This is a genomic window from Leifsonia sp. C5G2 (assembly GCF_013359685.1).
Taxonomy (GTDB): Bacteria; Actinomycetota; Actinomycetes; order Actinomycetales; family Microbacteriaceae; genus Leifsonia.
In genome coordinates this window covers 292,803-306,994 of sequence record NZ_JABFMV010000003.1, presented here as the reverse complement: position 1 = coordinate 306,994, position 14,192 = coordinate 292,803, and the positions used below count along the sequence as shown (strand labels likewise).

13 protein-coding genes are annotated in these 14,192 nt (G+C 72.1%); 11 read left to right on the top strand and 2 right to left on the bottom strand.

Going from position 1 to position 14,192, the window contains the following annotated elements:
- Position 1: 1 nt before the first annotated feature.
- The 11 genes from pheS to HNO83_RS06145 all read left to right on the top strand — a co-directional run bounded on the left by pheS (position 2) and on the right by HNO83_RS06145 (position 12,835).
- Complete coding sequence (gene pheS / locus HNO83_RS06190) at positions 2 to 1,042, top strand: phenylalanine--tRNA ligase subunit alpha (RefSeq protein ID WP_175336631.1); 1,041 nt, start codon at positions 2 to 4, stop codon at positions 1,040 to 1,042.
- Positions 1,042 to 3,588, top strand: a complete 2,547-nt coding sequence (gene pheT, locus HNO83_RS06185; protein WP_175336630.1) for a phenylalanine--tRNA ligase subunit beta — start codon at positions 1,042 to 1,044, stop codon at positions 3,586 to 3,588. Before pheS ends, pheT begins: the two co-directional genes overlap by 1 nt.
- A 310-nt stretch (positions 3,589 to 3,898) precedes the next feature.
- A complete protein-coding gene (gene argC, locus HNO83_RS06180) occupies positions 3,899 to 4,957 on the top strand; it encodes an N-acetyl-gamma-glutamyl-phosphate reductase (RefSeq protein ID WP_175336629.1) in 1,059 nt (352 codons plus the stop codon).
- Positions 4,954 to 6,108 carry a bifunctional glutamate N-acetyltransferase/amino-acid acetyltransferase ArgJ gene (gene argJ, locus HNO83_RS06175; protein ID WP_175336628.1) on the top strand — a complete coding sequence of 385 codons (1,155 nt, stop codon included), beginning with the start codon at positions 4,954 to 4,956 and terminating at the stop codon, positions 6,106 to 6,108. The genes argC and argJ overlap by 4 nt, the downstream gene beginning before the upstream one ends.
- A gap of 5 nt (positions 6,109 to 6,113) precedes the next feature.
- On the top strand, positions 6,114 to 7,016 hold the full coding sequence (gene argB / locus HNO83_RS06170) for an acetylglutamate kinase (protein WP_175336627.1): 903 nt from the start codon (positions 6,114 to 6,116) through the stop codon (positions 7,014 to 7,016).
- A gap of 92 nt (positions 7,017 to 7,108) precedes the next feature.
- Positions 7,109 to 8,254, top strand: a complete 1,146-nt coding sequence (locus HNO83_RS06165; RefSeq protein WP_249776550.1) for an acetylornithine transaminase — start codon at positions 7,109 to 7,111, stop codon at positions 8,252 to 8,254.
- Between the two features lie 37 nt (positions 8,255 to 8,291).
- Positions 8,292 to 9,263, top strand: coding sequence for an ornithine carbamoyltransferase (gene argF / locus HNO83_RS06160; RefSeq protein WP_175336626.1), 972 nt, complete (start codon positions 8,292 to 8,294; stop codon positions 9,261 to 9,263).
- Positions 9,260 to 10,714, top strand: a complete 1,455-nt coding sequence (gene argH, locus HNO83_RS06155) for an argininosuccinate lyase (protein WP_175336625.1) — start codon at positions 9,260 to 9,262, stop codon at positions 10,712 to 10,714. The genes argF and argH overlap by 4 nt, the downstream gene beginning before the upstream one ends.
- A complete protein-coding gene (locus HNO83_RS20555; protein ID WP_283810064.1) occupies positions 10,714 to 10,836 on the top strand; it encodes a hypothetical protein in 123 nt (40 codons plus the stop codon). Before argH ends, HNO83_RS20555 begins: the two co-directional genes overlap by 1 nt.
- A 1-nt stretch (position 10,837) precedes the next feature.
- Positions 10,838 to 11,467, top strand: coding sequence for a DNA-3-methyladenine glycosylase (locus tag HNO83_RS06150; protein WP_175336624.1), 630 nt, complete (start codon positions 10,838 to 10,840; stop codon positions 11,465 to 11,467).
- 348 nt (positions 11,468 to 11,815) lie between these two features.
- On the top strand, positions 11,816 to 12,835 hold the full coding sequence (locus tag HNO83_RS06145; protein ID WP_175336623.1) for a hypothetical protein: 1,020 nt from the start codon (positions 11,816 to 11,818) through the stop codon (positions 12,833 to 12,835).
- 55 nt (positions 12,836 to 12,890) lie between these two features.
- On the opposite strand, the gene HNO83_RS06140 is transcribed toward HNO83_RS06145, so the two are convergent.
- Both HNO83_RS06140 and HNO83_RS06135 read right to left on the bottom strand, forming a co-directional pair.
- Entirely contained in the window at positions 12,891 to 13,493 is a 603-nt protein-coding gene (locus tag HNO83_RS06140; RefSeq protein ID WP_175336622.1) for a hypothetical protein, read from the bottom strand.
- Positions 13,490 to 14,119, bottom strand: a complete 630-nt coding sequence (locus tag HNO83_RS06135) for a DNA-binding protein (RefSeq protein ID WP_175336621.1) — start codon at positions 14,117 to 14,119, stop codon at positions 13,490 to 13,492. The genes HNO83_RS06140 and HNO83_RS06135 overlap by 4 nt, the downstream gene beginning before the upstream one ends.
- Between the last annotated feature and the right edge of the window lie 73 nt (positions 14,120 to 14,192).

The following is a 14,192-nucleotide window of genomic DNA, read 5'->3' as shown; positions in this document are numbered from 1 at the left end:
CGTGTCAGATACCACGGAGATCACCGAATCCGCGGTCGAAGCGGCCGTCTCGGCGGCGCTCGCCGCGATCGACGCCGCGAGCGACTCGGCGGCCCTCAAGACGGTGCGCCACGACCACACGGCGGAGGGCTCGCCCCTTGCGCGCCTGAACGCGAGCATCCGGTCGCTCCCCGGCGACCAGAAGGCCGCGGCAGGCAAGCTCGTCGGCGGCGCCCGCGCGCGCGTGAACCAGGCGTTCACGGCCAAGGAGGCGCAGATCGCGGAGCAGGAGCAGGCGGCTCAGCTCGCCGCGGAGACGCTCGACGTCACCGCCCTGCCCTCGCGCTGGACCCCCGGTGCGCGTCACCCGCTCAGCCTGCTGCAGGAGCGCATCGCCGACGTCTTCATCGGCATGGGCTGGGAGCTCGCCGAGGGCCCCGAGCTCGAGAGCGAGTGGTACAACTTCGACGCCCTCAACTTCGACGCCGACCACCCGGCGCGCGCGATGCAGGACACGTTCTTCGTGGAGCCCACCGACGCGCACCTGGTGCTCCGCACCCACACCTCGCCCGTGCAGCTCCGCGCCCTCCTGACCGACGAGCCGCCGGTCTACCGCATCGCGCCGGGTCGTGTCTTCCGCACCGACGAGTTCGACGCGACCCACCTCCCGGTCTTCACCCAGACCGAGGGCATCGCCGTCGACAAGGGCCTGACGATGGCGCACCTGCGCGGCACGCTCGACCACTTCGTCAAGACCCTGTTCGGCGAGGAGGCGCGCGTGCGCCTGCGGCCCAACTACTTCCCGTTCACCGAGCCGAGCGCCGAGCTCGACCTCTGGCACCCGACCTTCAAGGGCGGCGCGCGCTGGATCGAGTGGGGCGGCTGCGGCATGGTCAACCCCAATGTGCTGCGCGCGGCCGGCATCGACCCCGACGTGTACTCGGGCTTCGCCTTCGGGATGGGCGTGGAGCGGGCCCTGATGTTCCGCAACGACGTCAAAGACATGCGCGACATGGCCGAGGGCGATGTCCGGTTCTCCCAGCAGTTCGGAATGGTGGTCTGATGCGCGTCCCCCTGAGTTGGCTCGGCGAGTTCGTCGACCTGGAGCCCGGAACGACGCCGGAGGAGGTGCACGCCGCCCTCGTCTCCGTCGGGCTCGAGGAGGAGGACATCCACACCTTCGACCTGTCCGGGCCGATCGTCGTCGGCCAGGTGCTGGAGTTCGTCGAGGAGCCGCAGAGCAACGGCAAGACCATCCGCTGGTGCCAGGTGCGCGTGGCGCCCGAGGGGCAGGCCGCGGCCGACGGCGGCGCCGACGTGCGCGGCATCGTCTGCGGCGCGCGCAACTTCTTCCCCGGCGACAAGGTCGTCGTGACGCTGCCGGGCGCCGTGCTGCCCGGACCCTTCCCGATCGCGGCCCGCAAGACCTACGGCCACATCTCCGACGGCATGATCGCCTCGGCGCGCGAGCTCGGCCTCGGCGAGGACCACGACGGCATCCTGCGCCTGACCACGCTCGGGCTCGACCCGGAGGTCGGCGCCGACGCCGTGGCCCTGCTCGGGCTCGACGACGCGGCGGTGGAGGTCAACGTCACGCCCGACCGCGGCTACGCGTTCTCCATCCGCGGCATCGCCCGCGAGTACTCCCACGCGACGGGCGCGGCCTTCCGCGACCCGGCCGACGCGGTGCCGGTGAGCGCCGCCGCCGAGCACGCCAGCGGGTTCAGCGTCACGATCGAGGACACCGCGCCCATCCGCGGGCGCGTCGGCGCGAGCGTCTTCGTGACGCGCGTGGTCCGCGACGTCGACGGCACCCGCCCGACGCCCGCGTGGATGATCGCGCGGCTGAAGCTCGCCGGCATCCGCTCGATCTCGCTCATCGTCGACATCACCAACTACGTCATGCTCGAGCTGGGGCAGCCCATCCACGGCTACGACCTCGACAAGCTCTCGGGCGGCATCGTGGTGCGCCGCGCGGCGCCGGGGGAGACCCTGGTCACGCTCGACGACCAGACCAGGAAGCTCGACCCGGAAGACCTCGTGATCGCCGACGGCTCCGGCGCGATCGGCCTCGCCGGCGTCATGGGCGGCGCCTCCACCGAGATCGGCGCAGGCACCCGCAACGTGCTCATCGAGGCGGCCAACTTCGACCCGGTGTCGATCGCCCGCACCGCACGTCGCCACAAGCTGCCGAGCGAGGCCTCCAAGCGCTTCGAGCGCGGGGTGGATCCGCAGGTCGCGGTCGCCGCGGCGGCACGCGTCGTGCAGCTGCTCGAGCAGCTCGCGGGCGGCCACGCCGACGACCTCGGCTCGCTGCTCGACGCCTCGGTGGCGGCGGAGCCCATCCGCCTGCCCGACGGCTACATCGCCTCGCTCATCGGCGTCGACTTCACCGACGACGAGATCCGCGGCGCGCTGGCGGAGATCGGCGGCCGGGTCACCGCGACCGGCGGCGGCCTGCTCGTCGCGCCCCCGACGTGGCGCCCCGACCTGCGCGACAAGTCGGACCTGGCGGAGGAGGTGGCCCGCATCGTGGGCTACGACCGCATCCCGTCGGTGCTGCCCGTCGCGCCTCCCGGCCGCGGCCTGACCCGCGAGCAGCGGCTGCGCCGCAGTGTCGCGCAGATCCTGGCCGACAACGGCGCGACGGAGGTGCTGTCCTTCCCGTTCGTCGGCGAGGCACAGAACGACCTGTTCGGCACCGCGGAGGCGGGTGCGGCGGTTCCCGCGGTGCGGCTGGCGAACGCTCTGGACGCGACGGCCCCCTACCTGCGCGCCTCGCTCCTCCCCGGCCTGATCGACGCAGCGAAGCGCAACCTCGCCCGTGGCCTGGTCGACCTGCGCGTGTACGAGCTGGGCACGGTGTTCCGTCCGGGCGAGGGCCCGATCGGCAGCGAGACGCTGCCGCCCGGCGCTGCGCTCCCCGGCGACGACGTGCTCGCGGGCCTGAACGCCGGCATCCCCGCCCAGCCGCGGCACCTCGCGGGCCTGGTGGTCGGCGACGCCGTCGAGAAGCAGCCCGGGATGCCCGCCGCGCCGGCAGGACTCGTCGACGTACTCGACATGGTGCGGCAGACGGCCGCGGCGGTCGGCGTGACGGTCGACGTCGTCCAGTCGTCGCACCAGGCGCTGCATCCGGGGCGCACGGCAGAGCTCGTCGCGCGCGCCGCCGACGGCTCGGCGGTCCCGGTCGGCTACGCCGGCGAACTGCTGCCCGCGCTCGCGCACGAGTTCGACCTCCCGCGCGTCGTCGCGGTGTTCGAGCTCGACCTCGACGCACTCATCGCCGTCGCTCCCGCCGACATCGTCGCCGGGGCGATCGCGGGCTTCCCTGCGGCGACGCAGGACCTCTCGCTCGTCGTCCCCGAGGACGCACCGGCCGGCGACGTGCTGCGCGCGGTCCGGGAGGGCGCCGGCGAGCTGCTGGAGCACATCCGGCTCGTCGACGACTACCGCGGCCCGGGGCTTCCGGAGGGGCGCAAGAGCCTCACCTTCGCCCTGCGCTTCCGCGCCCTCGACCGCACCCTCACCGCGGCGGAGGCGAGCGAGGCCAAGCTCGCCGGCGCCGCCCGGGCCGGCGATCTGTTCGGCGCCACCATCCGCGAGTAGGGCGGCGACCACCCGTGACGGCGGCGCGGCGGAACGACTGCGGTCGTTCGCCGCGCCGCGGTCGTTCCAGAGCACCGCAGTCGCCGCGACGGCCGGATTTGGCGGCGCCCGGGGCGGGCGCGCTAGGGTTGTCGCATGCTTTCCGTCCGGCGCACCGCTTCGACGCGTGCGGCTCTCGCCGCCCGCGCCCTGCGCCGACGCCTGCGCGACCGCCGAAGCTAGGCGGCGTTCCGGGCGGTCCTGAAGCTGTGGATCGACGTGGGCGCCGCCGTCGCCGAGACTCCCGTCGTCCACTCGAAAAGGAAGAAGCATGACTCTCTCGGTCGCCGTCGCAGGCGCATCCGGATACGCGGGCGGTGAGCTGCTGCGCATCCTGGCCGCCCACCCCGACCTCGAGATCCGCACCGTCACCGCGCACTCGAATGCGGGCCACCCGCTGATCGCGCACCAGCCGCACCTGCGCTCGCTCGCGCACCTCACCCTGCAGGACACCACGCCGGAGAACCTGGCCGGCCACGATGTCGTCTTCCTCGCCCTGCCGCACGGCACCTCCGGCGAGATCGCCGCCCAGCTGCCGGAGGACACCGTCGTCGTCGACTGCGGCGCCGACCACCGGCTCGAAGACCCGGCGGACTGGGCGGCCTTCTACGGCGGCGAGCACTTCGGCGCCTGGGCGTACGGCGTCCCCGAGCTGCCGGTCGTCGCCGCCGACGGCACGGTCGGCAAGCAGCGCGAGCACCTGGTCGGCGCCCGTCGCATCGCGGCCCCCGGCTGCAACGCGAGCGCGGTGTCGCTGGCCCTCGCGCCGGGCATCCAGGCCGGGCTGATCGAGGATGCGGACATCGTCTCCGTGCTCGCCGTCGGGCCCTCCGGCGCGGGCAAGTCGCTCAAGACGATGTACCTGGCCAGCGAGATCCTCGGCTCCGCGAACCCGTACGCGGTCGGCGGGACGCACCGGCACATCCCGGAGATCCAGCAGAACCTCCGCAAGGCCGGAGCCGCCGCCCCGACACTGTCGTTCACCCCGGTGCTCGTGCCGATGTCGCGCGGCATCCTCGCCACGTCGACGGCGCGGGTGAAGCCCGGCACGACGGCGGAGCAGGTGCAGCAGGCGTGGGAGGCGGCCTACGCCGGCGAACCGTTCGTGCAGGTGCTGCCCGCAGGAACCGTGCCCCGCACCTCCGATGTCCTCGGCGCGAACACCGTGCTGATCGGCGTCGCCCTCGACGAGGCCGCCGGCCGGGTCGTCACCGTGCTGGCGATCGACAATCTGTACAAGGGGACGGCCGGCGCCGCCGTGCAGTCCGTCAACATCGCCCTCGGCCTCGACGAGACCGCGGGCCTGACCGTGAACGGAGTCGCACCGTGAGCGTCACCGCCCCCTCCGGGTTCGCCGCGTCCGGCGTCGTCGCCGGCCTCAAGGCGAGCGGGAAGCGCGACCTCGCGCTCGTCAAGAACCTCGGCCCGCTGACCTCGGCGGCCGCCGTCTTCACCACCAACCGCTGCAAGGCGAACCCGGTGCTGTGGAGCGAGCGCGTCATCCAGGACGGCGTGGTCTCGGCCATCGTGCTGAACTCCGGAGGCGCGAACTGCTACACCGGCGCGCAGGGCTTCCAGACCACGCACGCGACGGCCGAGGCGGTCGCGGAGCAGCTGGAGGTCTCCGCGGGAGACGTGCTGGTCTGCTCCACCGGACTCATCGGCGACCAGCTACCGCTCGACAAGCTGATCGCCGGGGTCTCCTCGGCGGCCACCGCACTCGCGACCGACGCGGGGCTCGGCGCGGCCGAGGCCATCATGACCACCGACACGCGCCCGAAGGAGGCGGCGCACCGCGCCCCCGAGGGCTGGACGATCGGCGGCATGGCCAAGGGCGCCGGGATGCTCGCGCCGGGTCTCGCCACGATGCTCGTCGTGCTCACGACCGACGCCGTGCTCAGCTCCGAGCAGCTGGACGCCGCCCTCCGCTCCGCCACGCGCGTCACCTTCGACCGGCTCGACTCCGACGGCTGCATGTCCACCAACGACACCGTGGCCCTGCTCGGCTCCGGCGCGAGCGGCGTCGAGCCCGACGAGGCGGCCTTCACCCTCGCGCTCACCGCGGTGTGCCGCGACCTGGCCGAGCAACTGCAGGCCGACGCCGAGGGCGCCTCCCACGACATCGCGATCGAGGTCGTGGGCGCCGCGAGTGAGGACGACGCCGTCGCCGTCGGCCGCGCCGTCTCGCGCAGCAACCTCTTCAAGGCCGCCATCTTCGGCAACGACCCCAACTGGGGCCGGGTGCTGGCCGCCGTCGGCACCACCGACGCCGAGTTCGACCCGTACGGCATCGACGTCGCGATCAACGGCGTCCAGATCTGCACCGGCGGGGAGCCCGACCAGCCGCGCGACCTGGTCGACCTGACTCCGCGGAAGGTCCACATCCTGATCGACCTGCACGCGGGCGAGGAGACGGCGACCATCCTGACCAACGACCTCACGCACGACTACGTGCACGAGAACAGCGCGTACGCCAGCTGATGACGATGACCGACGACGAACAGACCGCCGACCACGAGCAGGCCGCCGCGAAGGCCGCGACCCTGATCGAGTCGCTGCCGTGGCTGAAGACCTTCCACGACCAGATCATCGTGGTGAAGTTCGGCGGCAACGCCATGGTCAGCGAGGAGCTGCAGCGCAGCTTCGCCGAGGACATGGTCTACCTGCGCTACGCCGGCCTCCGCCCTGTCGTGGTGCACGGCGGCGGCCCGCAGATCTCGGCGATGCTCGACCGGCTCGGCATCGCGTCCGAGTTCCGCGGCGGCTACCGCGTGACGACGCCCGAGGCGATGGACGTGGTCCGGATGGTCCTCACCGGCCAGATCAATCGCGACATCGTCGGCAACATCAACAAGCACGGACCGCTCGCCGCCGGCCTCTCCGGCGAGGACGCCGGGCTGTTCCAAGGCCGCAGGCGTGCGGCCGTCGTGGACGGCGAGGAGGTCGACCTCGGCCTCGTCGGAGACGTGGTGGCGGTCGACCCGGAGGCGGTGCTCACGCAGCTCGCCGCCGGCCGCATCCCGGTCGTCTCCTCGATCGCACCGGATGTCGACGACGCGAGCCAGGCGCTCAACGTCAACGCCGACGCCGCGGCCGCCGCGCTCGCCGTCGCCCTGGGCGCAGCGAAGCTCGTCATCCTCACCGACGTGGCCGGCCTCTACAGCGACTGGCCGAACCGCGACTCGCTGCTGTCGAAGATCGGCGCGGACGAGCTGCGCGCGCTGCTGCCGTCGCTGGAGTCGGGCATGATCCCGAAGATGGCGGCGTGCCTCGACGCGGTCGACGGGGGAGTGGCGAAGGCCGCCATCATCGACGGGCGGGTGGCGCACTCCATCCTGCTCGAAGTCTTCACGCAGTCCGGAATCGGGACGGAGGTGGTGCCCGCGTGAGCGAGGCGCTGAACGGGAGCGGGACCACGACCGGGGAGGTCGCGGGCGCCTGGCTCGACGGAGGGTGGAAGGCGCCGTTCGGCGACGCCATCATGCGGACCCTGGCGACCCCGAAGCGCATGCTCGTGCGCGGCGAGGGCTGCCGGGTGTGGGACGTCGACGGCAACGAGTACCTCGACTTCCTCGCGGGCATCGCGGTCAACGCGCTCGGCCACGCGCATCCCGCGCTGGTGGATGCGGTGAGCGCGCAGGTGGCGACGCTCGCCCACGTCTCCAACTACTTCTCCACTCCGTCGCAGCTCGAGCTCGCCCAGCGGCTCCGCACCATCACCGGTGCGGGCGAGGAGGGCCGCGTGCTGTTCGGCAACTCGGGCGCGGAGGCCAACGAGGCCGCCTTCAAGCTCGCCCGCCTGAACAAGGGGCCGCACGGCAGGAAGACGCGCGTGCTCGCCCTGCACAACGCCTTCCACGGCCGCACCATGGGCTCGCTCGCGCTCACCGGCAAGCCGCCGATGCGCGAGGCGTTCGAGCCGCTTCCGGGCGGCGTCGAGCACATCGACTCCACCATCGAGGCGCTGGAGGCGGCCATCGACGACCGGGTCGCCGCCCTGTTCGTCGAGCCGATCAAGGGCGAGGCCGGCGTGCTGGACCTGCCGGAGGGCTTCCTACGCCGCGCCCGCGAGCTCACCGAGAAGCACCACGCGCTGCTGATCGTCGACGAGATCCAGACGGGCGTCGGCCGCACCGGCCGGTGGTTCGCCTACCAGCACGCGGACATCCTCCCGGACGCGGTCACCGTCGCGAAGGGCATGGCGGGCGGCGTGCCGATCGGCGCACTCGTCACCTTCGGCTGGGCCTCCGACCTGTTCACGCAGGGGCAGCACGGGTCGACCTTCGGCGGCAACCCGCTGGCGACCGCCGCGGGCAACGCCGTGCTGGCCGAGATCGAGCGCTCCGACCTGGTCGGCAACGCCGCGCGCCGCGGCGAGGAGCTGAAGCAGCTCATCCGCTCGCTCGGCTCGCCGCTCATCGACGACGTGCGCGGCCACGGCCTCCTGATCGGGATCGGTCTGACCGACGGCGAGGCGCACCGGCTCTCCGATGCGGCGCTCGCGAACGGTCTGATCATCAACGCCCCGAACGAGTCGAGCATCCGGCTGGCGCCGCCGCTCATCGTCGGCGACGCCGAGCTCGCGGAGTTCCGTGAGCGTTTCGGCCGCGCGCTCGCCTCCCTCTGACCTCCTCCCCACGACGACCCAAGAAATGGCGGACTGCATGACCCGGCACTTCCTCCGCGACGACGACCTCAGCCCCGCCGAGCAGGCGGAGGTGCTGGCGCTCGCCGCCGACCTCAAGCGCGACCGCTTCTCGGTGAAGCCGCTCGCCGGTCCGCAGACCGTCGCGGTGATCTTCGACAAGACCTCGACCCGCACCCGCGTCTCGTTCGCGGTCGGGATCGCGGACCTCGGCGGCAGCCCGCTCATCATCCAGAGCGGGGAGAGCCAGCTGGGCGGCAAGGAGTCGCTGGCCGACACCGCGCGCGTGCTGGAGCGGATGGTCTCCGCGATCGTGTGGCGCACCTACGCGCAGTCAGGGCTGGAGGAGATGGCGGAGGGGACGCGCGTCCCGGTCGTCAACGCCCTGTCGGACGACTTCCACCCCTGCCAGATCCTCGCCGACCTGCTGACCGTCCGGGAGCACAAGGGCCGCACGGAGGGGCTGACCATGAGCTACTTCGGCGACGGCGCCAACAACATGGCGCACTCCTACCTGCTCGGCGGCGCGACGGCGGGCATGCACGTGCGCATCGCCGCGCCCGCGTCGTACGCGCCGTCCCCGGCCGTCGTGGCCGACGCGGAGGCGATCGCCGCCCGCACCGGCGGCTCGGTGACCGTGCTGACCGACCCGGCCGAGGCCGCTGCGGGAGCCGACGTGCTCGTCACCGACACCTGGGTCTCGATGGGCAAGGAGGACGAGAAGGCCGAGCGCGTCGCCGTCTTCGGCGACTACACCGTCGACTCCCGCCTGATGGGTCTCGCCGATCCGGACGCGATCTTCCTGCACTGCCTGCCCGCGTACCGCGGCTACGAGGTCAGCGCCGACGTGCTCGACGGCCCGCAGTCGGTGATCTGGGACGAGGCGGAGAATCGCCTGCACGCGCAGAAGGCGCTGCTCGCCTGGTTGCTGGAGAAGAACGGGCCGCTGGAGAAGAACGGGCCGCTGGAGAAGAACGGGAGCGCAGCATGACCGACGAGACCACCGGCGTCGGCAAGACCGGCGAGGGCTCGCTCTGGGGCGGCCGGTTCGCCGGCGGACCGTCGCCCGAGCTCGCCGCTCTGAGCAAGTCGACGCACTTCGACTGGGAGCTCGCCGCCTACGACATCGCGGGATCCCGCGCCCACGCCAAGGCGCTGGCCGCCGCGGGCTACCTCACGGTTGAGGAGCTGGACGGGATGCTGTCCGCGCTCGACCGGCTGGACGCCGATGTCGCCTCCGGTGCGTTCGTCGCCGCCGAGACCGACGAGGACGTGCACGGCGCCCTCGAGCGCGGGCTGATCGAGCGGGCGGGGGCCGAGCTCGGCGGCAAGCTGCGCGCCGGCCGCAGCCGCAACGACCAGATCGCCACGCTCATCCGGCTCTACCTGCGCGACCACGCCGGCATCATCGCCGAACAGCTGATCGCGCTCGTCGACGCCATCGCGTCGCAGGCGGGGGCGCATCCCACCGCCGTCATGCCGGGCCGCACCCACCTGCAGCACGCGCAGCCGGTGCTGCTCGCGCACCACCTGCTCGCCCACTGCTGGCCGCTGGTGCGCGACCTGCAGCGCCTGGGCGACTGGGATGCGCGCGCCGACGTCTCCCCGTACGGGGCGGGCGCGCTGGCGGGCTCGACGCTCGGCCTCGACCCGCTGCTGGTGGCCAGGGAGCTCGGCTTCGCGCGCAGCTCCGAGAACTCGATCGACGGAACGGCCGCACGGGATGTCGTGGCCGAGTTCGCGTACGTCGCCGCCCAGATCGGCGTCGACCTGTCGCGGTTCGCCGAGGAGATCATCCTGTGGAACACGCGCGAGTTCGGCTTCGTCACGCTCGACGACGGCTACTCGACCGGGTCGTCGATCATGCCGCAGAAGAAGAACCCGGACATCGCCGAACTAGCCCGGGGGAAGTCCGGCCGCCTGATCGGCAACGCCACCGGCCTGCTCGCCACGCTGAAGGGACTCCCGCTCGCGTACAACCGCGACCTGCAGGAGGACAAGGAGCCGGTCTTCGACTCGGTGCGCACCCTCGAGGTCCTGCTTCCGGCGTTCACCGGGATGGTGGCGACGCTGCGCTTCGACACAGAGCGGATGGCGGAGCTGGCGCCGCAGGGCTTCTCGCTCGCCACGGATGTGGCCGAGTGGCTGGTGAAGCAGCACGTCCCGTTCCGGACGGCGCACGAGCTGAGCGGCAGCCTGGTGCGCTTCGCCGAGGAGAACGGGCTGGAGCTGCACGAGGTCTCCGACGAGCAGCTGGCCGCCGTGTCTCCGCTGCTGACGCCGGAGGTGCGCTCCGTGCTCTCGGTGGAAGGGTCGGTCGCGAGCCGCGACGGCGTCGGCGGGACCGCTCCCGACCGGGTCGCCGAGCAGCTCGCCGCGCTGACCGAGCACGTGCGCAAGGCGGCGCTCTCCCTGCGCGCCTCACGAAGGGACCTGGTCTGATGGCGCGGTGGGAACCCGAGAAGAAGCGGCCGTGGATCATCACGGTCGTCGTGGTGGTCGCGGTCGCCGTGATCGTGGTCGGCCTGATCGTGGCGGTCGCCGCGGGCGGCCGGATCTTCTGACGTGACGCTGCACCGCCCGCGGCGGGAGGACTTCCTGGCGTCCTCGCTGGAGGTCGCCCCGCGGCTGCTGGGCGCCGTGCTCCGGCACGACTCCGAGGAGGGGCCGGTCGCCCTGCGGATCACGGAGGTGGAGGCGTACATCGGCGACGGCCTCGACCCCGGTTCGCACGCCTTCCGCGGCCGGACCAAGCGGAATGCGGTCATGTACGGGCCGCCCGGCCACGTGTACACGTACTTCACCTACGGGATGCACGTCTGCGCGAACATCGTCTGCTCGCCGGAGGGCGAGGCGTCGGCGGTGCTGCTGCGCGCGGCGGAGGTCGTCGAGGGGGAGGTGCTGGCCGAGCGCCGGCGCGTCGGGTTCACCGGCCGCCGCATCCCGCACCGCGACCTGGCCAGAGGCCCGGCCCGGCTCGTGGTCGCCGCAGGGATGAGCCTCGCCGACGACGGCGCCGACGTGTTCGCGCCGCCCTTCGACCTGCTGCTCCCGGACGAGCAGGCCGACTATGTCGCCGGCCTGCGCACCGGTGTCTCGGGCGCGGGCGGCGGTCTCGCCTTCCCCTGGCGCTACTGGCTGCCCGGCGACCCCACCGTCTCGCCCTACAAGCGCCACCCCAAGTCCCACGACTGAGCGGCCGGGTCGTCGCGCGGTGTGCTCGAGGCATCCAGATGGTGCCTAGGCTTCAGGGCCGCCCGTGCCGCACTGTGTGAGAGTCGAGCATTGACTCTCGCTGCACTGCTCGAGGTCTTCGGACCGTGCGGCCGGGTTGAAGGTCCTTCCCCAGAGGGCCGCCCGGCCGCACCGATCGATGCCCGTGCTCGCCCGCGCGTCCGTCCGCGCCGCCGACCGCGCGACGAATACCTGCAATCGGCGTCATGAAGGGCGCCGCATCCGCGTCTCTATGGGCGAACACTTCCCGGACCGATCGGCGACCCGATCCCATCGCGTCCCGGGCTCGAATCGTTGAGGAGACAAGAGATGACAGATCAGGGCATGCCGGCCGGCGCCTTCCCGCCCCCGATGCCGGGCGCGCCGGAGCCGGAGCCGAAGCGCGCGATCAAGCCGTGGATGTGGTGGGCGGGCGGCGGCGGCCTGGCGTTCGTGGCGCTCGCCGTCGTGGCCGGCGTCGTCGGGGTGAACCTCGTCGCCGGCGCCGGCGGAGGGGCGAAGGCGACTGCCCAGCAGTACCTGGATGCGATCGCGAAGGGCGACGCCGCCGCGGCCAGCACGCTGGCCCGTGTCGACACGAAGGACGAGGACAACGCGCTCCTCACCGGTCAGGCGCTGAGCAAGGCAGAACGCATCACCGCGGTCTCCGTAGGCGAGGCCGACAAGAGTGCTCGCTCGGACAGGACGTACGTACCAGTAAAGTTCAAGCTGAGCGGTAAGTCGTACTCGTGGTACGTCTACGTCGATCGCGACGATAAGGGATGGTTCGTAAGCGAGGGACTTGCCGGAGCGGTTCCCAGCGCCCCATACAAGCTGGAGTACAAGGTGGTCGGGTCGGATGTCGTAGTCGGCGACAAAGCAGACGGCCTCCGCGCCTACCCGGGCGTATACGGGGTCTCTCCGTCGAACAAATACTTCACCCTCGCAGGTGACAAGAAGTTCGTCATCTCGCCAGAATTCGACGACTTCGATTTCGCCCTGGCTCCCAGTGATGCCTACATCGAGGAAGCGCAGGAGCAGGTCAATGCTCACTTCGATGCTTGTGCAGCGAAGACGACTTTCGACGACGTCGAGGATTGCGGCATCTCACTGGACTATCCCGATGACATTCCGACCTCGAAGGCGAACGCAGCGGTGACGATCGTCGAGTATCCGCGGGTGCTCTTCTCTGACCGAGGCATAGGTATGACAAGCGGTTCGTTCACTGCGAGGATCTCAGGGCCGAACTATTCCGGAGAGCCGGCGGTTGAGGACGTGACTGGTGAAATTGGATACGTCAGGCTCCATGTGGCGTTTGCGAAGGGCAAGCTGGTCGCGACCGTCGACTGACGTCCGACGACGGTGCCCGTCTCCGCTCGGAGGCGGGCGCCGTCGCAGCAGGACGTCAGCCCGCGACGATGCGGAAGACGCCGGCGCAGACGCACGCCCAGACGATGCTGGTCAGCGTGCCGATGATGAAGCGCTCGCGGGCCTCCGCCTGCTCGAGCTCGGTGAAGCGGCCGACGCCCTTGATGGCGATCAGCACCGCGAGCCCCTCGGGGAAGCCCGCCATGATCGTCCCGGCGGCGGCGAGGCGCTCCAGCAGGCCGATCGTGGTCCCTCCGCGCAGGACCTCCCGCGTGGTCTCGCCCTCCGGGGTGAGCGCCCGCACCAGGATGCCGTCGTGCGGGCTCGGCCGGGTGGTGTCCCGCGTCGCGAGCGCCAGCACGAGCTGGGACGCCGGCCAGCCGCCGAGCACGGCGAGCGCGAGCGCGGTGATCCCGATGAGCAGCTGGTAGACGAACGGCGCATGCTGCAGGGGGATGAGCACCACGATCACGGCCGCCGCGAGGAGCCCCGCGGCGCAGTAGACGAGCGGCCGGCGCGGCGACCGCAGAGTCACCGCGATGCAGCCGAGCGAGGCGATCAGCAGGATCAGGGCGAGCGCCCACAGCGCGTGCGGCCAGATCGAGGCCAGTGCGGCGGGGATCGGCGGCCAGCTCGTCATGCGTCCTCCTCGGCGTCCCGCTCCGGTGCCTGGGCGGCGTCGGCGCGTGCCAACAGCCTAGTCAGGGCGGGGATGGCGGCCAGTTCCGCCCGGAGGCCGGCGGCGCGGGCCCGGTCGCTCGCCGACTGCGGCGTGATGCCGAGACGCGCACCGGCCTCCGCCTGCGTGTGGCCCGCGACGACCAGGTCATAGAGCTCCCACCCGGCCGCGGTGCGGCCCTCGCGCAGGGTCAGCAGCAGAGTGACGAGGGCCTCCACGTCCACCGCCGGCTCCGGCGCGACCTCGGCGGAGGCCGCGAAACGGGCTGGGGCGCGCTTCGCACGGGTGACGGCGGCCCGGGCGGCGACGAACGCGTCGCCGGTCGCCTCGCGTGTGTTCGCGGGGAGCGGGAGGCGTACCCGCCCCATCCCCAGGCCGACGCTCCACGCGCCCTCGCGGGTGAGCGTCAGGACGAGCTCGAGCGCGGTGGCCGCGTCGGCGGTGAGGGCCTGCAGCTCGTCGCCGGCGTTCCGGTCGGGAGGCAGCGCGAGCCTGCCGGCGAAGCGCTCGCCGAGGGTGTCGAGAGTGGATGCGACCAGGTCGGCTCGCCGTCGGCTGTCGACCTGGTCGGCCGTGACCACGAACATGGCTCTCCCCTCAGGTCGGTCATCAGGTCTGAATCCCTGATCCGGAGTCTATCAGGACTGTGGGCCTGATGGC

Coding starts and splice junctions, on each gene's coding strand:
- HNO83_RS06135 (WP_175336621.1), bottom strand. CDS start 14,119: ATGTTCGTGGTCACGGCCGACCAGGTCGACAGCCGACGGCGAGCCGAC.
- HNO83_RS06145 (WP_175336623.1), top strand. CDS start 11,816: ATGACAGATCAGGGCATGCCGGCCGGCGCCTTCCCGCCCCCGATGCCG.
- HNO83_RS20555 (WP_283810064.1), top strand. CDS start 10,714: ATGGCGCGGTGGGAACCCGAGAAGAAGCGGCCGTGGATCATCACGGTC.
- pheT (WP_175336630.1), top strand. CDS start 1,042: ATGCGCGTCCCCCTGAGTTGGCTCGGCGAGTTCGTCGACCTGGAGCCC.
- argC (WP_175336629.1), top strand. CDS start 3,899: ATGACTCTCTCGGTCGCCGTCGCAGGCGCATCCGGATACGCGGGCGGT.
- argB (WP_175336627.1), top strand. CDS start 6,114: ATGACCGACGACGAACAGACCGCCGACCACGAGCAGGCCGCCGCGAAG.
- argH (WP_175336625.1), top strand. CDS start 9,260: ATGACCGACGAGACCACCGGCGTCGGCAAGACCGGCGAGGGCTCGCTC.
- HNO83_RS06165 (WP_249776550.1), top strand. CDS start 7,109: ATGCGGACCCTGGCGACCCCGAAGCGCATGCTCGTGCGCGGCGAGGGC.
- argF (WP_175336626.1), top strand. CDS start 8,292: ATGACCCGGCACTTCCTCCGCGACGACGACCTCAGCCCCGCCGAGCAG.
- HNO83_RS06140 (WP_175336622.1), bottom strand. CDS start 13,493: ATGACGAGCTGGCCGCCGATCCCCGCCGCACTGGCCTCGATCTGGCCG.